Genomic DNA, 22,736 nt, shown 5'->3' with positions numbered 1-22,736 from the left:
TTGAAAATCAGAACGGTTAAATATGCGTACCAGTCATATGCTGGAGCATTTGATGGAGGCCTTACGTTGTCTACCTGGGGTTGGCCCCAAGTCGGCGCAGCGTATGGCCTTTCATTTGTTACAGCGCGATAGAAAAGGCGGCCTACAATTGGCTGAAGCTCTTAGCCAAGCAATGACCGAAATTGGTCACTGTAATGAGTGCCGTACTTTTACTGAAGAAGATACTTGCCATATTTGTACCAATCCTAAACGTCAGGAAAATGGTCAAATCTGTGTAGTAGAGAGCCCTGCAGATATTGCAGCAATAGAAGCGACAGGCCAATATTCAGGCCGTTACTTTGTATTGATGGGCCACCTTTCACCACTTGATGGTATTGGTCCAAGTGACATCGGTCTCGATGTTTTGGACTACCGCCTGCGTCGTGGTGATATCTCGGAAGTAATCCTAGCGACTAACCCAACAGTTGAAGGGGAAGCAACAGCGCATTACATTGCTGAGCTATGTAATGCCCATGAAGTGAATGCAAGCCGTATCGCTCATGGTGTTCCCGTTGGTGGTGAGCTAGAGCTGGTGGATGGCACCACGCTTTCGCACTCCTTACTCGGTCGTCATAAGATCTAAAAAAGCCGCTTGGTGAATCATCACTAAGCGGCTTTTTCTTTTGTTGCTTTAGACGTTTTTTCAGAGTTTAATCTGAACCTCTCACCGCTTTGTATATCATCGCGCCAATCACGGCACCAATAATTGGTGCAACCCAGAATAGCCATAGTTGCGAAACAGCCCAGTCACCGACAAATACAGCCACGCCGGTACTTCGAGCAGGGTTCACAGAGGTGTTAGTGACAGGGATACTGATAAGGTGAATCAGAGTTAAACAAAGGCCGATTGCGATAGGTGCAAACCCAGCAGGCGCTTTTGAATCAGTTGCGCCCATTATCACGAATAGGAATACCATGGTCATGACCACTTCACAGACCAGTGCTGCTGTGAGCGAGTAGCCGCCCGGTGAGTGTTCACCGTAACCATTTGATGCAAAACCAGATGCCGTAGCGTCAAAGCCTGCTTGGCCTGAAGCAATCACAAATAACACTCCACCCGCGATAATACCGCCAATGACCTGGGCAATAATGTAAGGTGCGACGTCTTTGGCATCAAAGCGACCACCGCTCCACAGTCCAATAGTAACAGCAGGGTTGAGATGACAGCCAGATATATGGCCAATAGCAAAAGCCATGGTGAGTACGGTTAAACCAAAGGCGAGGGAAACCCCGAGTAAGCCGATACCTACATCGGGAAAAGCGGCGGCTAAGACGGCACTACCACAACCACCTAACACCAACCAAAATGTACCGAACATTTCTGCGATATACCTATTCATAACGATCCTTATTAATCTGTACCAGTATCAACAAGATAGTTTAGATTTCGCAGAATTGTGAAATCTTGGGCATATAGGAGGAAGAAAAGGTCAGCTAATCTTAGGTAATGGCTTCTAGCTCGATCAGGTTATCAAGGGCTTCTTGGTCGGTTTTACCACAAATGACAGGGCAAGCTTTGAATTGGTGACATACCTTCGGGCGTGAAGGTTGACCAAATAATTTGCAGAGATCTTGCTCATTTAATTGGATGCAGCGTACGCCAGCAGGCTTACCATTAGGCATTCCAGGAATAGCAGATGTAATACTTGGAGCGATACAACATGCTCCACAACCTAGACGACATTCCATCAAATTAAACTCACTAAATAACAGGGTGCGCGATAGTAGCAAAAAATGATGAGAGTGACAGCTGTTGATTGAATCAAAGAATGAACAATTATTATCCTTGAACTTTTTATGGGCTAGCGGTATAACACGCACCCCAGTAAAAGAGTAAGAAGTAATCCTATGACGAATCCATTTTGGCAAGAAAAGACACTAGAGCAAATGACCGAGAACGAGTGGGAATCACTTTGCGACGGTTGTGGTAAGTGCTGCCTGCATAAATTAATGGATGAAGATAGCGATGAAGTTTACTACACCAATGTGGCGTGTAGCTGGTTAAACGACAAAACATGTTCGTGTAAAGACTACCCGAACCGCTTCACTTCAGGTGAAGAGTGTTTGAAGCTGACTCGTGACAAGATCGATGAATTTCACTGGCTACCAGACACTTGTGCTTACCGTCTTCTATCAGAATCTAAGCCGATCCCTGAGTGGCACCCATTGATCACAGGATCAAAAGCAGAGATGCATGCAGCAGGTGAAAGCGTTCGTAACAAAGTAGTTTACGAAATCGATGTTGTCGATTGGGAAGACCACATCTTGAACCACCCAAACCGCTAGTTAACGAAGACTAGTCAATCACCCGAATAAAAAAAGGCTCACATTTCTGTGAGCCTTTGTCGTATTTAGGAGGGTCCAAATCAATGGACTGTGTCATGGCTAATGTCAAGCAAGCGGTAAGTCTGCAACCACCTGGTTGAACGTGATACGAGCATTCTGAGCTTGCTCAGATAACTCGATCTTTTTCGCTTGTGCGGCACTAAGATTACTCTCGGCCTGCTCAAGTGCTTGTTGTAGGTTCTCTGGTAACTCATGAGTTTCCATTTGTGAACCTTGTTCTAACACATAAGCGCGAATTTCTTTCTTCACTGCGGCAAGTTCTGTGTAAGCAACACGCTCAAGTTCTGCGGCTTCTTGCGCAGCATCTTTTTCTTTCTCAAATTGAGCCAGTGCCATACCTTCAGCAGACCAAGGGTCCATGTCTGGCAGTTCTTCGATGTTGATCGTTGGCTCGATGTACGCATCTTGATGACGTAGGTCGAGGTTAGTCGCACGAACCGCTGAAATCATCAACATGACAGAGATAGCAAGCAGCGGTAGGCCACCAACAATCGCCGCCGTTTGTAGTGTACTTAGACCGCCTAAGAACATCAGGATCGTTGGCAAAAACGACAGAGTAAATGCCCAGAACATACGGTTCCAACGCATTGGCTCTTCTGTCACGTTGTTTTGTACAACAGACGCTAGGATGTATGAGATTGAGTCAAAGGTTGTCGCAGTAAAAATGATACACAGTAGTGTAAATACCGCGATAACTAGCGTGCTCATTGGCAGTTGTGCAAGCATCGAGAAGATAGCTTTGGTTGCGCCTTCTGCATTCAGGATAGCAACCACATCTAGCTCACCAGAAAGCTGAAGTGATAAGCCGTAGTTACCTAGAATCATGAAGAATAAGAAACAACCTAGAGAACCGAAGAAGATAGAACCTGACACCATTTGTTTGATGGTTCTGCCGCGAGAGATACGCGCAACAAACAGACCCATACTCGGTGCAAATACTAGCCACCATGCCCAGTAGAAAATCGTCCAGTCTTGTGGGAAGTGAGTGTTTTCGAATGTACCGTAGCCACCAAATGGTTCAGCCCACGTTGCCATCACGAAGAAGTTAGACAGTAGACGACCAATAGAGTCTAACCCCGTTTCTAACATGAAGATTGTTGGACCCGCAATCAGAACGAAAGCCAGTAGGCCCATCGCACCCCAGAAGTTGATGTTACTTAGGATCTTGATGCCTTTTTCCAATCCAGCATAAGATGAGTAAGCAAAAATCGCAGTACACACTAAAAGCACCATCACTTGCGTTAGGTTATTTTTAGGTAGACCAAATAGGTGATTCAGACCTTCAGTGATCAGAGGTGCAGCTAAACCTAGCGTTGTTGCAGCGCCGCCTAATAGACCGAAAATGAAAAGGATATCGACGATTTTTCCAGGTACGCCTTTACTGCGGTGTTCACCAAGAACAGGCATTAACGCACTAGAGATCTTTAGAACTGGCTGTTTACGTACATAGAAGAAGTAAGCGATAGGAATCGCAGGGATCAGATAGATAGACCAAGCGATTGGTCCCCAGTGGAACAGACCGTAAGTTGCCGCCCAACGAACCGCTTCTTCACTGCCAGGTTCTAGTTGGAAAGGCGGTGATTGGTAGTAGTAAGCCCACTCAATACAGCCCCAGTACAAGATACTTGCACCGATACCGCCACAAAATAGCATTGCAGCCCATGATGCTGTTTTGAATTCAGGCTCTTCATCAGCTTCGCCTAGTTTAATTTGTCCCATATCACTGAACACAACGTAAACCATAAATGCACAGGCAGCGAGGCCTAGCGCAAGATATAAAAATCCAAGTTGGTCCGTCATGAATGTTTTCGCAACCGCAATCCAGTCTGCGCCCTGTGCAGGGAACAAAATGAGCGGGAAAACTATCGTGAGTAGGAGTGCTATAGCACCAAAGAAGGTCGGCTTGTCAATAAGCTCAAAAGTGTTTTTCACGAGTATTATTCCATTAAAATGAGAGCGGAATTATGGAATGAACTCGTTTTTTAGACCAAATCGGGTCTGTTGTCGTGACGACAAATCGCTTTAATGCAGAGAGGAAAGTGCAGTAACTGGGGATAAAGTTAGATTAAAGCGAGTAGGATGCCACCAACGGTTGCCGCTGCGGATAAGTATTGCCCTGCTGAATAAGAACCATCGTCCTCTTCTTCAATCTTATCTGGGTGATCCATACCTAAAGCGCCATGAGCAAATGACTCAACCTTATCGGTAACGGTCGCGTTTTCAGCTTCGACCTTCTTGGCTTCTTTATCGATTTCTTTAAGTGCAGATAATAGGGCTTTGCCTTCATCAGAAAGCTTAACAGTATTTTGCTCAACCTTAAGAGGTGCAGGCTTTTCAGCTCCAGTGCTTTTAGCTTGTGCATTCATTTGCGAAGGTGAATACAGCTGAGTATTACTCGTTCCTACTGGCGTCATATCGCTCTCCTTACCTATCCTTAAATATAGTATCGGCAGAGGTGTGAAAAACTTGTGCAATTAATCATCGATAGTGATGTTTTTTATTCGCACATTACATTTTCGTCTGCTTGGTTAAATCGTCTATTTACTAAGCAAGTCTTGTGCCGATAAGAATGTTTGATTTTAGATAGAGTTAGGATGAATGACGGGAACGTGATCAAGTTGTGACGATGGGCTAATTATCTAGGATTAGCCCATCGACTCTTTAGCTTAGAAGAGTGGATCAACAGATCCTAGTCACACTCTAGGCTAGCGCTACGTTTTGATAGGTGCTTGTATGCCTTCATTCGGTTCTCTTTTTTAACAAAGCGAGCCGGCGGCGAAAGCACTTCAAGCTGATAATCACTGCTATCCGCTGAAATTGCTTCAACTGGGCTGATGATGGCGATTTTTAAATCAGGGTTACGACGTAGAATTGATGCCGCCGTCCCTAAACTACCCTCGGTGTGGAACTTGCCAGCCACATGAATCACTTGTTTATCAGGGTTTGATGCTAGGTAATCCACAATCGACTCAGCCATGGTTTCGTCCCAGGTAACCTGAGCGGCAAACTGCTTTTCTGTTTGCTCGGGCGTACCGTGGTGCATAGAAGCCATGAACTTTTCTTTGTATGGGCTATCGCCAGTATTCACTTCGGCGGCAATCCATTGGCGTTGCTCGGTCGACAATTGGTCTAGATAAGGTAATCCTTTACGCCCAATACACTGCACAAATGGCTTTGGTGCGTTTGCCGCAATAACATCGACGTCGTTGGCTTTTGCGAACTCAACTAATGCGCGGTAATCACTTTCATAGTTCGGCCAAGCTGCCGCTTGAGACATGAGAGTTTGTTCGCCAATTTCACCGTTTAAGTATTGGTCGAGCGTGGCTTGGTGCTCTCGAGTGAACTGTTCCATTGAAAGCGCAATGTTGGGTGTTGCGTTGCGGCGCGCTTTTAAGAAGTCGGTTTGGAAGCGGTGAATCGCAGAATGCGTGTGCCATTCGCCAATAAGAACCACATCAGCGTCAATTAGCTGCTCGGGTAATGCATCGAGAGAAAGTGTTTCGCCTTGTGGAGAAGCGAACTGGTAGTCATAGAATGTGGAAACGGATTCCGTTTGAGCCACTTTTTGAGAAGTGTCTTTTGCAGGTTGATTAGCACAAGCTGTGAGAAGAGTAGCTAATCCGATAAGAATAATACGTTGCATGAAATGCCTCCTTGAAGAACACGCATACTAAAGGAGGCAAGATAAGATTTCAATACAAATGATAATCAATATCAATTAAATTTGTTTGCGGTACACTCGCAGCATAAAGTCAGCTTCACAGTTGAATTGCTCTGCCTCGGTGAGTTGTTGTTTAAACTCTTCACTCGCCTTCCAAGCAAACGGCGTCATCTGTAGCAGGTCGAATGCATCTGACCCCGATAGTTCCATCATATAGTTTAGTTGCTCTTGGTGCTCAAGCGTAAAACCTTCGATCACTTCTGGATCTTCGTCGTGCAAGCGAACGCCATCATAAATTGCATCACGCAGTTGATACAGGTGTCGGCTAGCTGGTGTCACGGTGATCATCACACCATTATCTTTGATGGTGCGTTGTAGCTCTTCAGCCTTGCAAGGCGCGTAAATGCGTAGAATGCCGTCTAAGCTGTTTTCAGCAAAGGGTAGTCGATGGCTTGATGCAACTGAGAAGTCGACAGCAGGGTAGCGTTTAGCGGCGTATTTGATAGCAATCTTAGAAATGTCTAGGCCAAAAGTCGCACCATTCTTTTCTTGAAGATTCACAGCAATTTCGTTGGTGTAATACCCTTCGCCACAACCAATATCCAATAGGCTAGGTGCCTCAGCTGGTAGATAGCGAGAACACAATGTCACCACCGCATGGCGCATTGGGTCATAGTGGTTACCTTCAAGGAAACGACGACGTGCCTGCATCATCTCTTTGTTGTCACCTGGATCTTTTGAGCGTTTGTGGTGCGCAGGCATCAAATTGACATAGCCTTCTTTCGCTAGGTCGAACTGATGGTTCTTTTCACACTTAAACGTACGATCGTTTTGAGATAAAGGTTGGTGACACAAAGGGCATTGGTAAGTCATTGCGAACTCGAGGTAGAAATTTCAAGTCCAAAATTTTAACAGGAAGCATAGTGGGGCGCTAGAATAAACGCAGCTGTGTTGGTTAACGGCAATCCGAGAGTAGATAGAACCAGTCAGTGAAGAGATAGAGCCAACGAATGGTTGGCTCTATTAGTTATGAGCGAGTCGCTGATAAAACAGAGAACTCAGCTTTTAGCTAAAGAAGTTAACTTGATTCTTCAACGATTCCGCTTGTTTCTGAAGTTCATCAGCACTGTGTGAGGTCTTAGCGCTGGTTTCACGGCTTTGTTGGTTCAAGTCGCTGATCGCATGCGCGTTCGCTGCTATCTCTTGAGAAACCTGAGCTTGCTCTTCTGATGTCGCAGCAATGGTTTCAGCTTGAGAAGCAATAGATTCAACTTGAGAAGCAATCGACTCTAGTGCGGTGCCTGCTTCTTGCGCTTTATCGAGTACTTGGTTTGCATTCGATTGGCTTTGCGTCATAAGGTTTACGGCATTATGGGTCGAAGATTTTAGCTTCTCGATGATGCTCACTACGTCTTGGACTGACGTTTGTGTGCGATGAGCCAATGTTCTCACTTCATCGGCTACTACGGCGAAGCCACGACCTTGCTCACCCGCACGCGCCGCTTCTATTGCAGCGTTTAATGCAAGCAAGTTGGTTTGCTCTGCAATGTCGTCAATCATTTTGGTGACGGTTTGAATGCTTTCGCTATCAGCGCTTACTTGCTCGATGGCCGATGCTGATTTGTCTAATTGATCGTTCAGCTGTGCAACATCAATACACACACCTTCAACGACTTCTAAACCTTTCTGGCTGTCTTCATTAGCAAGGCGAACATTTTCAGCAATGCTGTTCACTTGCTGCGCTACTGATTCAGCAGAGGTGGCCATCTCTTCTATGGCAGTAACGACTTGCTCAACCTGTGCTTGTTGGCGGTCAGATTGACTCAAGTTGTGGCTAGCATCTTGTGACACACTGCTTGAGCTGTTCTGTACTTGGTCACTGGTTGCACGAATCTCGCCCACGAGTGTGTTCAGCTGGGCTGCCATGTTCGCAACACCGGTATTCAGATTGCTGATCTCGTTCTTGGTCTGCTTACCATTGTTTGGAATATGCAGGCTTACTTCGCCTTTTCCTAGACGTAGCATGTACTCGTTTAAAGTCGTTAACGGTGTCAATGTGCGGTTCAACACGAAGGTTAACGCGACGATGGTGGCGGCAGCAATTAAGGTCGCAATAATGGCGATGAGCTTGAGCAATTCGTCGCTACCTTTAGTCACTTCCTTGATAAAAGTACCGCCAAGCAGTTTCCAATCCCACCCAGGAACTTCAGTGTAGACAAGGTACTTCTCACCAACGGTTTCTTTAACCTTGTATGGATATAGAATTAGACCTGATGGCTGTTCAAAGATCTGATAGAAAGGTTTGTTGCCGTCGTAGTCAGCCACGTCAACAATCGATTTACCATCGCCAACATTAGTCGGGTGCAGTAAGTACTGGCCTTGATGCTCTTTCTCGTTATCAACAATGATGGTGTATCCGGTGTCACCCCATGATACAGAGCGCAGAGATTCAAACAGGCTTTGAGTCGCCTCTTCTACTGGCAGACCAATGAAAGAGATACCGTTTACTTTGCCTTGAGCATTGGTCAAAGGCGCATAGTAGGTGATGTAACGTTGGCCGAAGAGCTTAACTTGAGAGTAATAAGGCTGGCCATTCTTGAGCTTGCTATAGCCAGGATGATTTTTCCCTAGCGTGGTCGCAACGACTCGTTCGCCTGAAGGCTTTTTAAGAGAAGTCGACACACGAATAAAGTCGTCGCCAAATGGGGAAAATAGGGTGGCTACGGCACCTGTGTCTCGGGTAAAACTATCAACGAGTTTGGTGTCGTTTATTAGGCTCTCACCGTATTGAGTCATGTTAGGAATGGAATGACCGTTGAACTCAACGTCATAACTTTCAACATAAACACCTGCTAGGTAACCGTTACGAAAAGTGGACTCTAAAACTTTGGCGGTGTGCAGGTAGGCATCGAACTGACCAGAGATGGTTTTGGCCATCGCTTCTACTTTGGATTGGTGTTCTTTCAACGTGTTGTCTAATAACACCTGAGAGGCATTTCTATACACGAGTGTCGCAATGGAGCCAAAGGCGATAAGCAAGCACAGCAAAATGACCAACTTAAGTTGGAAGCCAACACTTTGATTTTTGTATTTCTCGAACATGAATTCACTATCCTGTCTTCATTGAGGTGTTGTTAAGTGGTTTTAAGGAAGTTTGTTATTGAGCTTTCTATCATAGGTACTTATTTATCGGCAGTAATTGATAATAATTAATGAATTGATAGTTATATTTATAAACTAGAGTGATGGGAGCTAAATGGTGCGGGGTTGAACAAAGAGGTGATGGACTAATAGGCTTGTGTTAAAGCATTGATTACTAGGCGATGCGTGTGAGGTTAGGGCAATAAAAAATGCAGCTCAATGAGCTGCATTTTTATTTTTAATTAAACTCGCTAGAGGTCTAGTTTGAGGAAATGACCGTAATCAGCTGGTGGCTTTCGCCAGGCTGTAATGTTTTTCCTGCTTCTAGGCTTGGTGCGTGCAGTGTTGATTCAACACACAGCATGGTTAGGTAACCGTCGTCCTGCATGTCGCCCATACCAGCAGCGCCTTCAGCCCACGGGTTCCACAGTACTGCAGAGTTATGACCGTGGTTTTCAACTGTTAGCGTGCGATCCAGCTTCTTGTCAGCAACAAAGATTTGCGCTTCTGGTTGCGTGTAAACACGGTCAATTGTGTCGGTCAGTACCAGTTCAGAACCGCCTTGGCAGATCTTGCCACCTTGCAGGCTATCAATGTACTCAGCACCCATACCTGTTGTGGTTGTGGTGTGAATATCACCAACGTTTAGGTAAGTGTGTAGTGCACCAGAGAAAGTCCATGGTTGAGAGTCTGTATTCTTCACGTCCAGCGTTACTTTTAGCTGCTCGCCGATCTCAACATTCAAACGTGCATCAAACTGATGAGGCCATACTGCTAGCGTCTCTTCGCTTGGCTTCAGACCTAAGCTTACAATCACGCCAGCTTCGTTTTCACGGTGCTCAACCAATTGCCATTCACTTGAACGGGCAAAACCATGTGCTGGTGCTGCAATGCGACCAAACCAAGGCCAACATACTGGAAGACCACCACGCAGAGCCGTTTTACCGTCGAATTTAGCTTGTTGGCTCATCCAAATCAGGTCTTCTTGACCTTGCGGTTGGAATGACACCACATGGCCGCCAAACAGTGAAATCGCTGCGTTTGCTTGATCGTGGATAATGCGAACCAGTTTTACACCTTCGTGTTCAACGATAGTCACGTTGTCAGAAAGTACCGCTAGTGCAGGTAGAGTAGATAAATCCATTACATGATCCTTCTAAGGAAATTGAATTCAAATGCTGACTAGAGTGATGCTTGTGTTTTTATGAGTGATAAACAGAGTCAGTATTAGAATTGAATTTTGCATTTGGGCTATCTTGATAGGCTTAGACAGACGCGGTTTAAAAGATAGCAGGTATTAAAAAGGCGACACTAAGGTCGCCTTTTTCAAAGTCTGCTCAAAACAGTCTTCGCTAATGCTTATCTAAAGCGATTTCTAAAAAGAAATTACTTAGAGATGTGAGCGATTAGGTCTAGAACTTTGTTTGAGTAACCGATTTCGTTGTCGTACCAAGATACAACTTTAACGAATTTGTCAGTTAGAGCAACACCAGCTTTAGCATCGAATACTGAAGTTTGAACTTCACCGATGAAATCTTGTGATACTACTTGGTCTTCAGTGTAACCAAGAACGCCAGCCATTTCGCCTTCAGAAGCTTCTTTCATTGCAGCACAAATTTCTTCGTAAGATGCAGCTTCTTTTAGGTTAACTGTTAGGTCAACTACAGATACGTTAGCAGTTGGTACACGGAAAGCCATACCAGTTAGAAGGCCGTTTAGTTCTGGAAGAACAACGCCTACAGCTTTAGCAGCACCAGTTGAAGATGGGATGATGTTTTGAGAAGCACCACGGCCACCGCGCCAGTCTTTAGCAGAAGGGCCATCTACAGTTTTTTGAGTTGCTGTAGTAGCGTGAACTGTAGTCATAAGACCAGACTCAATGCCCCACTTATCGTTAAGTACTTTAGCGATAGGTGCAAGACAGTTAGTAGTACAAGAAGCGTTAGAAACGATGTCTTGACCAGCGTAAGATGCTTGGTTAACGCCCATTACGAACATTGGAGTTGCATCTTTAGAAGGACCAGTAAGAACTACTTTCTTAGCGCCAGCAGTGATGTGCTTACGTGCAGTCTCGTCAGTTAGGAAAAGACCAGTTGCTTCAGCAACTACGTCTACGTCGATAGCATCCCACTTAAGGTCTTCTGGGTTACGCTCAGCTGTAACACGTACAGTTTTACCGTTAACGATTAGGTTACCACCTTCAACTTCAACAGTACCGTTGAAACGGCCGTGAGTTGAGTCGTACTTAAGCATGTATGCCATGTACTCTACGTCGATTAGATCGTTAATACCTACTACTTCGATGTCTGCACGCTCTTGAGCTGCGCGGAATACGAAACGGCCGATACGGCCAAAACCGTTAATACCTACTTTGATAGTCATTGTAGTTGCTCCACAACTTAATTTCTGATTAAAGATAACTGGTAGTAAAATTACAGAATCCAGTATACATCTGCAATAGATAATCCGACTTAACTTGTTTAATGTCAAAAAAAAGCGACGCTTTTCTTAACAATTGGGTGTAAGTGGTTGAAAATTGACCATTGCAAGTGGCTCTGTACCCTTCCAGTTGGGTAAAATACCCCTAAATGATGATTCACTTATGAGTGTATATGTACAATGTTTCCTGGTGAGAAAGTATGTGCTACAAAACGAGTGATATGCAAGCCTTTATAGAAAAAAGTAAATATAATAACTGAGAATGTGGAGAGATATTAACGTGATTCAAAAGGGAGGAAATATGATAAAGCCTGATGAATACTGGCGTGAACGCCTAACAGACGACGAATTTGCAGTGTGTCGTGAACGTGGTACTGAAGCCCCATATAGCGGTAAGTTACTGCACAACCATAAGACTGGCGTCTATAGCTGCACATGCTGTGAAAGCCCTTTGTTTCTGTCGGATAACAAATATGACTCTGGGTGTGGTTGGCCAAGCTTTGATGCCCCAGTGAATGATGAAGCTGTACGCTATATAGAAGATCTAAGTCACGGAATGAAGCGTGTAGAGATCCGTTGTACCGCCTGTGATAGTCATTTAGGTCACGTTTTTCCTGATGGTCCGAAGACCACAGGTGAACGGTTCTGTGTTAATTCAGTGTCGTTAATTTTCAACAAAAATGACGAAAGTACGAAATAACTTGTAACTATTGTCTAATCCTTACAGGTCGCATTTGTCGATTTAGGAATGCTGAAACGTCCAAGATTTCAGATTTAACTCTAGTACAAATAAAAACAGCTACCAAAAAGGTAGCTGTTTTTATTTGAAAGCAGGAGAATAAGAAGCTTAAGTTAGAACACTATAAATGAAGCGCTCAGTAACTTGGGACGATTGAAGGGCTGTAAATTCCATCCTCAATCGCTTCGACAATGTTGTCTGCGTCTTTATTTAGCTTCTTATAGGTTGCCTTGTCGAAATGATACAACACGGTGAGCTCGGCTTCAGAAGCAATCGGCACATCAAAGTCTTTGGCAACCATCGCCCAAACGTACGCTTTTTCCATATGACCCAGGCTGTGGTTGATACTGGCCATCGACTTGAAGATTTCAGTGTTGGCTGCCGAGCCATTAGAAAGCGTTAACGCATTATTGAGTAGCTTAAGTGTCTTTATATGATTGCGGGTAGTATAGAAGGTTGCCAAGGCATACTGCATCTCGGCTGTGTTTAACGCTTCAGAGCCTTCTAGTTGTAGGAAACTGCGTCTGGCATTGGTGTCCCCAGTTTGCGACCACAAGAAGTACAGCGTTTCCGGTGTATCGGATTTCGATAGCTCATCAACAATGCGCTCAGACTCTTCGATACTGTGCATTAAAGAGGTAAAGCGACGCTCTTGCAGCTTAGATTGATCGATCGTTTCGATCTGTGCCGCGAGCTCTAGACACTTTTTGTAGGCAGTGACTAATTCGAATTCTTTAATTTTGTTGATTTCGGTGGGTTGCTTCTGAACTTCAAATCGATGCCAGATGAGGTCGGTACGTGCGACACGACATTGCCCATCGTTCATGTTCAATTGTTCACACTGAAGACCCGGGTTGCTTTGGCACAGTTGATCGGTATTTTTGTTCCCTTCAAGACACCCAACCAGAGTGAAAGGCAATAGGATAATCGCCAACCATTTCATAATTTTCATATTCCTTCACTTGTGATCAGATGCACTTATTATTGGTCAGGTTCTTGACTCAATTCTGTTACGGGTTATTTTCTGGTGAAAATTGTTAAAACTAAGGCTTTACCATGGATGCAGAACAACTTCTTAGCGCAATGACACCCGAGGTCTACGAACGTTTAACCTACGCAGTTGAAACGGGTAAATGGCCAGAAGGTACGGCGCTCTCAAAAGAACAGCGCGACTCGTGTATGCAAGCGGTTATGTTATACCAATCTAAACATAACTCTGAAGCTCAACATATGACAATTGCAGCTGGTGGTGAGATTAGCTTTAAATCTAAGTCTGAACTAAAGAAACAGTTTAAGTCAGATCAAGAAGACATTGTTAGGGTTAACCCGAATCATTAAGCTTAAATTACAACAAAGGGGTGGCAATGTGCCACCCCTTTTAGTTTAACTCGTTTATTTATAAGCAATAAAACGATTTAGTTCACGTTAAGCCGCCGTTGCTTTCATAGAATAATTGGGTTTAACGTGAATCCTTGAACCGGTTATAAGCTCATCTCACCGCGCAACACTTGTTGCATCTGAGCCTTCACTTCTTCGTAGCCTAGGTTTTGGCTTAATAGATAATGCAACTTCGCCAATGCCGCTTCTGGTGTCATGTCATAACCACTGACCACGCCCGCTTCTGCCAGTGCACAACCTGTCGCGTAACCACCCATGTTGACTTTACCCGCCAAACATTGAGTTAGGTTCACCACAATAACACCGCGCTCTGAGGCATCTTTCAAGTGCTGAAGCAGTTCTGGGTTTTGTGGTGCGTTACCCACACCAAAAGTAAGCAGAATCATCGCGTTAACAGGTTGTAATAGCGTGTTACGGATAACTTCGTGTGAGATGCCTGGGTACATTGTGATTACGCCGATAGGTTGCGGAGTAATGTTATGAACCTTGAAAGCACCTTCAGGTTGTTCGTTTACCTTTACGTTATTGCTAAGTTGGATATTGATACCCGCTTCTAGCAAAGGATTCAGGTTTGGAGACGTAAACGCATTGAAGCCATCTGCGTGTGATTTAGTGCTTCGGTTACCACGCATCAACTTGTTGTTGAAGAACAGTGTCACTTCGTTGATTGGGTAGTTTGCCGCAATGTGTAGCGCATTCAGCAGGTTTGCTTGTCCGTCTGAACGAAGCTCTGCTAATGGGATCTGAGAGCCCGTAACAATCACAGGTTTGCCGAGGTTTTCAAGCATGAAAGACAGTGCTGAGGCAGTGTAAGCCATAGTGTCTGTACCATGCAGGATAACGAAACCATCGTACTTATCGTAATTCGCGCGAATGTCATCAGCGATAGTCTGCCAATCAAGTGGCGTCATATCTGAAGAGTCCATTAATGGAGAGTATTCGTGAATGGTGTACTCAGGCATCTCTGGGCGATGGAATTCAGGCATGCCAGCTAGCTGCTTATCCATGAAACCTGCGACAGGAACATAGCCGTGGTCAATAGACTTCTGCATGCCAATTGTGCCGCCGGTGTACGCGATATAGATGTGTTTTCTTTCCATGGCGATTAATACTTAGTGTGATGTAGGGAACAGGGGGGCGATTATAGCGAATTATCATGCAATAAAAAGAGGCACCTCACACAGAGGCACCCCTTAGTTATTGAGTTATTGGCTCAACTTATTGAACTTGGCAATTTAAGCAGAAAGCGTATCGGCCTTGTGGGTCGTTAAAGTTGCCTAACAGCTGGCTATCTTGAGCTAACTGCTGAGTAACCGGCTGTAAACTGCTTGGTATCATCGATTGAATATCTAGGCCTATCGACATCTGAACTTGGTTCATAAATTCTTGAATAAATTGTTCAGTAGCCGAAAGTGGCTCTTCTACCCAGTAGATGTTGTAACTTTCAAGCTCTGCAAGTGAAGCTGCTGCTGCAACCGCATCATCGAAATCACCAATCTCATCGACTAAGCCTTTCTGAATCGCATCTTGACCTGTCCAAACTCGACCTTGAGCAATCTTGTCGACAGCATCGACTTCCAGACCGCGATTTTCTCCAACTAGGCTGATGAATCGGCGGTATCCGTTTTCAATGCCCATTTGGAACGCGTCTTTCGCGCCATCGCTAAGCCCAGTCGTAATACCAAGACCAGAGAAAGGTGAGGTACCAACGCCATCTGTGTAAACACCAATATCATTCAGCCCTTTTTCGAAGGTGGTGATAACACTGAAGATACCAATTGAACCCGTTAGTGTGGTTGGCTGAGCTAGGATCTTATCCGCGCCCATCGAGATCCAGTAACCACCCGAAGCAGCAAGGCTCGACATCGACACAACAACCGGCTTACCCGCTTGCTTGATCGCTTCTATTTCATTGCGAATAACTTCAGAAGCAAAGGCACTGCCACCTGGGCTATCTACACGAAGTACAACGGCTTTCACTTTATCGTCGTTACGTGCTTGGCGTAGCAGGGCTGCAGTGGTATCGCCGCCAACCGTGCCACGTGGTTGCTTGCCATCCATAATTGCGCCGCTCGCTACAATCACGGCAACGTCGTGAGATTCACTGGTCATGTCTGGAAGCATGGTTGCACGGTATTCGTAGTAACCAAACGCGTTGTAGCTGTCTTGGCCGTCACTGCCGAAAACATCGGCAAGCTCTAGTCGAACTTGTTGGCGTGTCGCTAACTCATCCACTAAGCCAAGTTTCTCGGCCAGTTTTGCAATGTCACCGTCCACAGACTCAAGTTCTTTCAAGAAGGTGTCCATGCTTGGGTTCAGTGTTTTAGCATCGATCTGACGGTTGTTGCTGACGTCATCAACGTACGCACCCCATAGCTGGCTTAACCAACGAGAAGCGGACTCTTTCGCTGCGTCTGACATGTCATCACGAATGAAAGGCTCGATAGCTGACTTATAAGTACCCACACGGAACACGTGCGTGTTTACGTCTAGTTTCTCTAACAACGTTTTGTAGTAAAGCGAGTAAGCGCTATAGCCTTTAAGAAGAACCCCACCATCTGGTGATAGGAAGACCTTAGTTGCGTAGCTGGCTAGGTAGTATTGGCTTTGGTTGTAAAAGTCACCCACTGCATAAATCGGTTTGCCTGTTGCTTTGAACTCATTCAACGCTTTAGCAATGTAGCGTAGCTTAGTTAGGTTAGTTTCTGGCAACTCTTTGAGTGCTAAAACGATACCAGTAACTTTGTCATCGTCTTTTGCGTAGCGAATCGTTTCAACGATATCAAACAGGATGTTCTCTTTTGGAAGGTCTTTGCCAAGCAGCGAACCGGTGACCGAATCCATCGGATTGATATAGCGACTTTGTTCCACAATAGGGCCAGACAGGTTAAGCACTAAAGCCGAATCTTGTGGAACCGTCGGTTGAGCCGTATCTGAATGGAAGTACACAAAGTAGATGATGGCGATACTGAGTAAAAAGATTAGGTTAACCAGCGCAAGACGTACAAACGTAATGAGCTTCCAAATCCCTTTAAAGATCATGCCTATAAATTTGAATATTTTTTTCATTCTGTCTCCGCAGTGAGATCACGTCGCTTTAACAAGCCGTAGTACCATTAATCTCAATAATATGAACTGCTTAGTATCCTACGATAATTCCCAAGCTCAAACTACACCAAGAATTGTTAATCGATATATATTCTCATTAAGTGTAGTCAAATTAAGGGTTTCTGAACGATTAATACCTTCAGCATTATGATCGGTGTTACAAAAATGTAAACGGTTGTTTGAACTTTTGGTAATTGAACTATACTGTGGTCAGACCACAAGGATAAAATAATAGAAGTGATGTCTGCCATGTACCCACATTTACTTGAACCACTCGATCTTGGATTTACCCAGTTACGTAACCGTGTATTGATGGGATCAATGCATACAGGTTTAGAAGAAAATAAAGAAGGTCTCCACAAACTCGCCGCGTTTTATGAAGAGCGAGCAAAAGGAGGCGTTGGCCTTATTGTTACCGGTGGTTTCTCTCCTAATTTACGTGGCAGATTGACCCCATTTAGTGCTGAATTCAGTAAAGTGAAGCACGCAAAAGCGCACCAAGTTGTTACCGAAGCCGTGCACAAGCATGGTGGTAAGATTGCCCTTCAGTTGCTGCATGCTGGCCGCTATGCCATGCACCCATTCGCGCAAAGTGCTTCGGGTATTAAAGCGCCAATCGCTAAGTTCGCACCGAGTGAGATGAGCCCTCGTCAGATCAAAAAGACCATCGGTGCCTTTGCCAATAGTGCAGAGCTTGCTCAAGTTGCTGGCTATGACGGCATTGAGATCATGGGCTCGGAAGGTTACTTGATTAACCAATTTATCTGTAAGCGTACCAACATGCGTTACGACGAATGGGGTGGCTCTTACGAGAAGCGTATGCGTTTCCCACTAGAGATTGTTAAATCGATTCGCGAAGCGGTGGGTAAAGATTTCATTATTATTTTCCGACTGTCGATGCTGGATTTGGTTGAGCAAGGCAGCACGTTTGAAGACGTTGTTCTTTTGGCTCAGAAGCTAGAAGAAGCGGGCGTGACTATCATCAACACTGGTATTGGTTGGCATGAGGCTCGTGTTCCGACTATCGCGACGCAAGTGCCACGAGGCGCATTCTCTTGGGTGACGGAAAAAGTGAAACCATACGTGTCGATCCCAGTGGTGACATGTAACCGAATTAACACGCCAGAAGAGGCCGAACGTATCCTCAGTTCAGGACAGGCCGACATGGTTTCAATGGCGCGTCCATTCTTGGCAGACCCAGACTTTGTTAATAAAGCGGCTCAAGACCAAGCTCAGTTCATCAATACCTGTATCGGTTGTAACCAAGCTTGTCTGGATAATGTGTTTAAAGGTAAACGCGCGAGCTGTTTGGTTAACCCACGCGCTTGTTACGAGACTGAAATTGTTGTTCAGCCTGCCGAAGCGACCAAAACTATTGCCGTGGTTGGTGCTGGGCCTGCTGGCTTAGCTTGTGCCACGACCCTAGCGCAACGTGGACACAAGGTTGACTTGATTGAGAAAAATGACCGTATCGGCGGTCAGTTTAGATTGGCAATGCAGATTCCGGGCAAAGAAGAGTTCAGAGAAACGATTCGTTACTTTGCTAACCAAATCGACGCATCAGGCGTGAACCTGAAACTGGATACTGAAGCAACGTTTGAGATGTTGTTGAAGTACGATGAAGTGGTGATGGCTGCGGGTGTTGAACCAAGAAAGCTCGATATTGAGGGCATCGACCAAGAAAACGTGGTCGACTACCAAACCTTGATTCGCGAAAAGGCACCAGTAGGCGAAAAGGTCGCAATTGTTGGTGCCGGTGGTATTGGTGTCGATGTAGCAACCATGCTAACCGAGCCTACCTCGCACAGTTTAGATGACTGGCTGCATGAGTGGGGCATCGATAAGAATATGGAACACCCAGGTGGGCTTTACCCTTACCCTGATTCGTTCAGCGATAAAACCGTTTGGGTGATGCAGCGTAAAGCGGGTCGTGTTGGTAAAGGTCCGGGCAAGACTACAGGCTGGATTCATAAGCGCACCCTAGAAAAACGCGGTGTGAACCTACTGGGTGGCGTAAGCTACAACAAGATTGATGATAAAGGTCTGCATATCAGCGTTGGTAAGAAAGAGCAGGTGCTGGATGCTGACTCGGTTATCGTATGTGCAGGTCAGGTGTCAGTTCGTCCATTCGAAGACATGTGGCAAGAGTTTGGTGGCAAACTGCATGTGATAGGCGGCGCCGATTACGCGGGTGAATTGGATGCAGTACGCGCAATTCGTCAAGGTGTTGAGCTAGCGATTAAGTTATAGAATCAGCTATCAAACTGTAATCTTATCGGTAGATATTGTTACTTAATTTGCTGAGTTAGACTTTGAACAAGGCTCCTAAGTCATAGATTTAGGAGCCTTTATTGTTTCTAATCTAGCCTAAATGGACAGCCGTTGAGATTTATTATCGTTTGTATTCTGTGCTAAAGTTCAAGTATACAAATAATAAAGAAATAGTAAGGACTTCAAATGGATGCTTTGGATCTATTGCTCAACAGACGCTCAATCGCAAAACTCTCTGATCCGGCACCTGAAGGTGTGGCGTTAGAAAACATCATCAAGGCAGGACTGCGTGCGCCAGACCACGGTGCACTAACACCATGGCGCTTTGTTATCGCGCAAGGTTCAGGCCTACAGAAGCTTTCAGACATCTTGGTGCGCGCCGCTGAAGCGGATGAAAGCGAAGAAGCGGTTATCGAGAAAGTAAAAAAAGCGCCGTTCCGAGCTCCAATGGTTATCACCGTGATTGCAAAAGTGACTGAGCACGAGAAAGTGCCTGCTATCGAACAACATCTGTCTGCGGGCTGTGCTGCACAGGCGATGCAAATGGCCGCAGTCGCACAAGGTTTCCAAGGCTTTTGGCGCTCAGGTAAATGGATGTTCCACCCAGAAGTACACCAAGCATTTGGCCTAGAAGGCGACGACGAAATTGTTGGTTTCCTTTACTTAGGTACGCCGGGCTGTACGCCAATGAAAGTGCCAGAGCGCGATTTCTCTAAGTTCGTTGAGTTCTTATAAGTGAGCAAAAGCAGCCCAAGATAGGGCCGCACAACTAAATCTAAAAACTAAATCTGGTGATAAAAGCCATAATAGCTGTAGGTAGTTGGAAGTCTTCAGCAACTAAGAAGTCGATAATCGCTAAAACTGATTCTATTACATCTAGTAAAGAGTTTAACTTTTGAAACATACTCGTATACTCGTTTAAGTAAGTTTAGCACGTTGTTTTTTACATAGACTTTGATATGATTCGCCGTGAAACAAGCCGTCATAATCGTTGTCTTAAAGTTTAAATTCTTCTCCTACAAAGATTTTAAACTCTGCTTATTACAACGTGAGTGATACAGATAAATTAGCCCGCTTTGAGTGGGCTTTTTTATTGTCTATGTATAGCCATTTTACCTCCCTTGTATTGATTTGTACTCCGCACTATAAACCGCATTTTTGTCTTAAAACAACTCCAATTGTATATGGATTGATAAACGCTATTTACCTTTGTATTTTTCCGTATTTAACGAGAACCACCAAACTCGAGTATTGATTTGGATCAATTAATAAAGAACGCTGCCTAAGATCAATTCATTATTATTACGCTAGTTCTCTCGTTAGGAAAAAATAAATAAAACCAATAATATAGTGTAAAAATCGTTGCTTTTTCTAGAGCCATTACAGGCTGTGGCCGCATAGTCATTGGTAGATTCAAAACAAGTCAGCTAGTTACGAAAGTTTGTATAAGGTATGTTTTAAGTAGTGCATATTTGGTAGTCAGTAGTTTTTTGAAGGCTAACTGTATAAACAACCAGTTTTTCTTGATTTATTAGAGCCACATTAGATAATGTGGCTCTAATTGTTTGTAGCATCTGGAAAAACATGTCTCGCCTTATTATTGCTGAAAAACCAAGCCTCGGCCGCGCGATCGCCGCTGCACTGCCTAATCCACAAAAGAAAGACCAAGGGTTTATCAAATGTGGTAATGGCGATGTGGTGACTTGGTGTATTGGACACTTATTGGAGCAGGTTGAGCCAGATGCTTATGATGACCGTTATAAGAAGTGGAACTTAGCCGATCTTCCTATTGTGCCAGAGCAATGGCAGCTAAGACCGCGCAAGACTTCAAGCAAACAGCTCACGGTGATCCGAAAGCTATTGAAGGACGCGACCCAAATTGTCCATGCGGGTGACCCGGATAGAGAAGGGCAGCTGCTGGTGGATGAAGTAATCGATTACTGCAAGGTATCCAAGGCTAAGAAAGAGTCGATGGACAGGCTGCTAATCAGCGACTTGAACTTACCAGCCGTGAAGCGTGCGCTCTCTCAAATGCGCAGTAACCGCGACTTTATCCCACTTTCTATTTCTGCATTAGCACGCTCTAGAGCCGACTGGCTATATGGCATGAATATGACTCGTGCATACACCTTGTTAGGTCAAAAGGCGGGCTACCAAGGTGTGTTGTCGGTCGGGCGAGTACAAACGCCTGTACTTGGTTTGGTCGTAAGGCGCGATGAAGAGATCGAAAATTTCATTCCCAAAGATTACTTCACGCTGCACGCTTTGATCCCTTATCAAAATAACGGCCAGAGCTTTGATATTCGCGCGCGTTGGAAGCCAAGCGAAGCATGTAAACCATGGCAAGATGAAGAAGGGCGCGTGCTCAATCGAAAGCTGGTTGAGAATGTGGCTAACCGAATTGCGAATCAACCCGCGACGGTAACGGAATCAGAGCAAAAGCAAAGTAAACAAGCTGCGCCACTGCCTTACTCGCTGTCAGCACTGCAGATTGATGCGTCTAAGCGTTTCGGTATGAGTGCTCAGCAGGTTCTCGACACGTGTCAGTCTTTGTACGAGAAACACAAACTCATCACTTACCCTCGTTCTGATAGTCGTTATTTACCTAAAGATCACTACTCACAAAGAGAGTCGGTAGTAGACGCAATCGCTAACAATGCGAAAGAGCTTCAAAGTGGAGCTCAAGGTGCGGATCTTTCTCTTAAATCAAAAGCATGGAACGACAGCAAGGTCGACGCTCACCACGCAATAATCCCGACACCGAAGAAATCATCGGTGAATGGCTTATCTGCTAATGAGATGAAGATCTATCAGCAAATCGCTCGCCAGTATCTAATGCAGTTTTACCCACCCGCGGTTTTTGCTGATGCTAAGCTGGTCTTTGATATTGCTGGTGGCGTGTTCATTGCGAAAGGGCGTCAGCTTATTAACCCTGGTTGGAAGGCGTTGATGGGTAAAACAGATACCGAAGAGAAGGGGGATGGAACTGATGCGGTTCCACCGCTAGATAAAGGTTCTGTGTTGACGTGTCGTGAAGGTGTGATTGGCGATAAGAAAACCGAGCCGCCAAAACACTTCACGGAAGCGACCTTGCTACAAGCGATGACAGGTATCGCGCGCTTTGTCGCGAACAAAGACCTTAAAGCCATTTTGAAAGAGACCGACGGCCTTGGCACAGAAGCAACCCGTGCGGGCATTTTAGATACTCTATTCAAAAGGCAACTGCTAACGCGCCAAGGTAAGAGCATTCATAGTAGCCCTGCGGGCAGAGGTTTGATTCATGCCTTACCTGAGGATTCGACCTTCCCAGACATGACGGCACATTGGGAGCACCAGTTGCAAGGCATGGCAGAACGAAATCAAGCGTATCAACCTTTCATGCAAGCGCTAGAAAGCAAGATTGATGGTTTGATGGGCAAGGTAAAAACAGGCGAAGTTCCTGAGTCTCTGCGTCATCTTCCTAAAGTCGAAAGACCGGCTTTTAAACGTCGCAAAGGCGGTGGTGCGAAGAAGTCTTATACCAAGACAGGTACGTATGCTAAGAAAGGTACTTCCGCTAAGAAGGGCACTAAAAGCTAAGACTTATTGAGGTTG

19 protein-coding genes are annotated in these 22,736 nt (G+C 45.2%); 7 read left to right on the top strand and 12 right to left on the bottom strand.

The genetic code is table 11. The features are described 5' to 3' along the window. Positions 1-22: 22 nt before the first annotated feature. Complete coding sequence (gene recR, locus AB4484_RS19035; RefSeq protein ID WP_019823189.1) at positions 23-622, top strand: recombination mediator RecR; 600 nt, start codon at positions 23-25, stop codon at positions 620-622. Between the two features lie 67 nt (positions 623-689). On the opposite strand, the gene aqpZ is transcribed toward recR, so the two are convergent. Further along, positions 690-1,379, bottom strand: coding sequence for an aquaporin Z (gene aqpZ / locus AB4484_RS19030; RefSeq protein WP_248397420.1), 690 nt, complete (start codon positions 1,377-1,379; stop codon positions 690-692). A 100-nt stretch (positions 1,380-1,479) separates the two neighbouring features. Further along, on the bottom strand, positions 1,480-1,728 hold the full coding sequence (locus AB4484_RS19025) for a YkgJ family cysteine cluster protein (RefSeq protein ID WP_017059389.1): 249 nt from the start codon (positions 1,726-1,728) through the stop codon (positions 1,480-1,482). Positions 1,729-1,887: 159 nt separating this feature from the next. Here AB4484_RS19025 and AB4484_RS19020 point away from each other — a divergent pair, with 159 nt between their 5' ends. Beyond that, the gene (locus AB4484_RS19020) at positions 1,888-2,325 is read left to right on the top strand and encodes a YcgN family cysteine cluster protein (protein WP_048610470.1); all 438 of its coding nucleotides are present in this window, start codon (positions 1,888-1,890) and stop codon (positions 2,323-2,325) included. A gap of 105 nt (positions 2,326-2,430) precedes the next feature. On the opposite strand, the gene AB4484_RS19015 is transcribed toward AB4484_RS19020, so the two are convergent. The 7 genes from AB4484_RS19015 to gap all read right to left on the bottom strand — a co-directional run bounded on the left by AB4484_RS19015 (position 2,431) and on the right by gap (position 11,569). Beyond that, positions 2,431-4,317 (bottom strand): BCCT family transporter, encoded by a 1,887-nt coding sequence (locus tag AB4484_RS19015; RefSeq protein WP_060982255.1) that lies wholly within the window; start codon positions 4,315-4,317, stop codon positions 2,431-2,433. A gap of 128 nt (positions 4,318-4,445) precedes the next feature. Continuing rightward, on the bottom strand, positions 4,446-4,799 hold the full coding sequence (locus tag AB4484_RS19010; protein WP_372079813.1) for a hypothetical protein: 354 nt from the start codon (positions 4,797-4,799) through the stop codon (positions 4,446-4,448). Positions 4,800-5,074: 275 nt separating this feature from the next. Further along, on the bottom strand, positions 5,075-6,028 hold the full coding sequence (locus AB4484_RS19005; protein ID WP_372079812.1) for a ChaN family lipoprotein: 954 nt from the start codon (positions 6,026-6,028) through the stop codon (positions 5,075-5,077). A 75-nt stretch (positions 6,029-6,103) separates the two neighbouring features. After that, positions 6,104-6,919, bottom strand: a complete 816-nt coding sequence (gene rlmA / locus AB4484_RS19000; protein WP_372079810.1) for a 23S rRNA (guanine(745)-N(1))-methyltransferase — start codon at positions 6,917-6,919, stop codon at positions 6,104-6,106. Positions 6,920-7,111: 192 nt separating this feature from the next. Beyond that, positions 7,112-9,148, bottom strand: coding sequence for a methyl-accepting chemotaxis protein (locus AB4484_RS18995; RefSeq protein WP_372079808.1), 2,037 nt, complete (start codon positions 9,146-9,148; stop codon positions 7,112-7,114). A 298-nt stretch (positions 9,149-9,446) separates the two neighbouring features. Further along, positions 9,447-10,331, bottom strand: coding sequence for a D-hexose-6-phosphate mutarotase (locus AB4484_RS18990; RefSeq protein ID WP_372079806.1), 885 nt, complete (start codon positions 10,329-10,331; stop codon positions 9,447-9,449). A 242-nt stretch (positions 10,332-10,573) separates the two neighbouring features. After that, a complete protein-coding gene (gene gap, locus AB4484_RS18985; protein WP_017059382.1) occupies positions 10,574-11,569 on the bottom strand; it encodes a type I glyceraldehyde-3-phosphate dehydrogenase in 996 nt (331 codons plus the stop codon). Positions 11,570-11,888: 319 nt separating this feature from the next. On the opposite strand from gap, the gene msrB reads away from it, so the two are divergent. Then, positions 11,889-12,326, top strand: a complete 438-nt coding sequence (msrB, locus tag AB4484_RS18980; protein WP_019823761.1) for a peptide-methionine (R)-S-oxide reductase MsrB — start codon at positions 11,889-11,891, stop codon at positions 12,324-12,326. 175 nt (positions 12,327-12,501) lie between these two features. Here msrB and AB4484_RS18975 read toward each other — a convergent pair whose 3' ends face one another. Beyond that, entirely contained in the window at positions 12,502-13,308 is an 807-nt protein-coding gene (locus tag AB4484_RS18975; RefSeq protein ID WP_372079842.1) for a DUF2989 domain-containing protein, read from the bottom strand. Positions 13,309-13,421: 113 nt separating this feature from the next. On the opposite strand from AB4484_RS18975, the gene AB4484_RS18970 reads away from it, so the two are divergent. Beyond that, positions 13,422-13,703, top strand: a complete 282-nt coding sequence (locus AB4484_RS18970; protein ID WP_010437067.1) for a YeaC family protein — start codon at positions 13,422-13,424, stop codon at positions 13,701-13,703. A gap of 143 nt (positions 13,704-13,846) precedes the next feature. Here AB4484_RS18970 and ansA read toward each other — a convergent pair whose 3' ends face one another. Next, positions 13,847-14,863, bottom strand: a complete 1,017-nt coding sequence (ansA, locus tag AB4484_RS18965; protein WP_019823767.1) for an asparaginase — start codon at positions 14,861-14,863, stop codon at positions 13,847-13,849. A gap of 118 nt (positions 14,864-14,981) precedes the next feature. Next, positions 14,982-16,832, bottom strand: a complete 1,851-nt coding sequence (sppA, locus tag AB4484_RS18960) for a signal peptide peptidase SppA (protein ID WP_048615120.1) — start codon at positions 16,830-16,832, stop codon at positions 14,982-14,984. Between the two features lie 279 nt (positions 16,833-17,111). Between sppA and AB4484_RS18955 the strand changes: the two genes are divergently transcribed. The 3 genes from AB4484_RS18955 to AB4484_RS18945 all read left to right on the top strand — a co-directional run bounded on the left by AB4484_RS18955 (position 17,112) and on the right by AB4484_RS18945 (position 22,721). After that, positions 17,112-19,121, top strand: a complete 2,010-nt coding sequence (locus AB4484_RS18955) for an FAD-dependent oxidoreductase (protein ID WP_372079804.1) — start codon at positions 17,112-17,114, stop codon at positions 19,119-19,121. Positions 19,122-19,328: 207 nt separating this feature from the next. Beyond that, positions 19,329-19,877: an NAD(P)H nitroreductase gene (locus tag AB4484_RS18950; RefSeq protein ID WP_017070328.1), complete on the top strand. Its 549-nt coding sequence runs from the start codon at positions 19,329-19,331 to the stop codon at positions 19,875-19,877. A gap of 849 nt (positions 19,878-20,726) precedes the next feature. After that, positions 20,727-22,721: a DNA topoisomerase III gene (locus AB4484_RS18945; protein WP_372079802.1), complete on the top strand. Its 1,995-nt coding sequence runs from the start codon at positions 20,727-20,729 to the stop codon at positions 22,719-22,721. The last annotated feature ends 15 nt before the right edge of the window (positions 22,722-22,736 follow it).

The sequence above is a fragment of the Vibrio sp. 10N.261.46.A3 genome, from assembly GCF_041472995.1.
Lineage (GTDB): Bacteria > Pseudomonadota > Gammaproteobacteria > Enterobacterales > Vibrionaceae > Vibrio > Vibrio coralliirubri.
The sequence above is the reverse complement of the archived record's forward strand: the minus strand, read 5'-3'. Positions and strand labels throughout refer to the sequence as shown.

Bases quoted from the DNA above. Each gene is read 5' to 3' on its own strand.
- AB4484_RS18975 (WP_372079842.1), bottom strand. From the start codon at position 13,308: ATGAAATGGTTGGCGATTATCCTATTGCCTTTCACTCTGGTTGGGTGT.
- AB4484_RS18945 (WP_372079802.1), top strand. From the start codon at position 20,727: ATGTCTCGCCTTATTATTGCTGAAAAACCAAGCCTCGGCCGCGCGATC.
- AB4484_RS18950 (WP_017070328.1), top strand. From the start codon at position 19,329: ATGGATGCTTTGGATCTATTGCTCAACAGACGCTCAATCGCAAAACTC.
- AB4484_RS18995 (WP_372079808.1), bottom strand. From the start codon at position 9,148: ATGTTCGAGAAATACAAAAATCAAAGTGTTGGCTTCCAACTTAAGTTG.
- sppA (WP_048615120.1), bottom strand. From the start codon at position 16,832: ATGAAAAAAATATTCAAATTTATAGGCATGATCTTTAAAGGGATTTGG.
- AB4484_RS18990 (WP_372079806.1), bottom strand. From the start codon at position 10,331: ATGGATTTATCTACTCTACCTGCACTAGCGGTACTTTCTGACAACGTG.
- msrB (WP_019823761.1), top strand. From the start codon at position 11,889: ATGTGGAGAGATATTAACGTGATTCAAAAGGGAGGAAATATGATAAAG.
- AB4484_RS18955 (WP_372079804.1), top strand. From the start codon at position 17,112: ATGTCTGCCATGTACCCACATTTACTTGAACCACTCGATCTTGGATTT.
- AB4484_RS18970 (WP_010437067.1), top strand. From the start codon at position 13,422: ATGGATGCAGAACAACTTCTTAGCGCAATGACACCCGAGGTCTACGAA.
- recR (WP_019823189.1), top strand. From the start codon at position 23: ATGCGTACCAGTCATATGCTGGAGCATTTGATGGAGGCCTTACGTTGT.
- AB4484_RS19020 (WP_048610470.1), top strand. From the start codon at position 1,888: ATGACGAATCCATTTTGGCAAGAAAAGACACTAGAGCAAATGACCGAG.
- AB4484_RS19025 (WP_017059389.1), bottom strand. From the start codon at position 1,728: ATGGAATGTCGTCTAGGTTGTGGAGCATGTTGTATCGCTCCAAGTATT.
- aqpZ (WP_248397420.1), bottom strand. From the start codon at position 1,379: ATGAATAGGTATATCGCAGAAATGTTCGGTACATTTTGGTTGGTGTTA.
- AB4484_RS19010 (WP_372079813.1), bottom strand. From the start codon at position 4,799: ATGACGCCAGTAGGAACGAGTAATACTCAGCTGTATTCACCTTCGCAA.
- gap (WP_017059382.1), bottom strand. From the start codon at position 11,569: ATGACTATCAAAGTAGGTATTAACGGTTTTGGCCGTATCGGCCGTTTC.
- AB4484_RS19005 (WP_372079812.1), bottom strand. From the start codon at position 6,028: ATGCAACGTATTATTCTTATCGGATTAGCTACTCTTCTCACAGCTTGT.
- rlmA (WP_372079810.1), bottom strand. From the start codon at position 6,919: ATGACTTACCAATGCCCTTTGTGTCACCAACCTTTATCTCAAAACGAT.
- ansA (WP_019823767.1), bottom strand. From the start codon at position 14,863: ATGGAAAGAAAACACATCTATATCGCGTACACCGGCGGCACAATTGGC.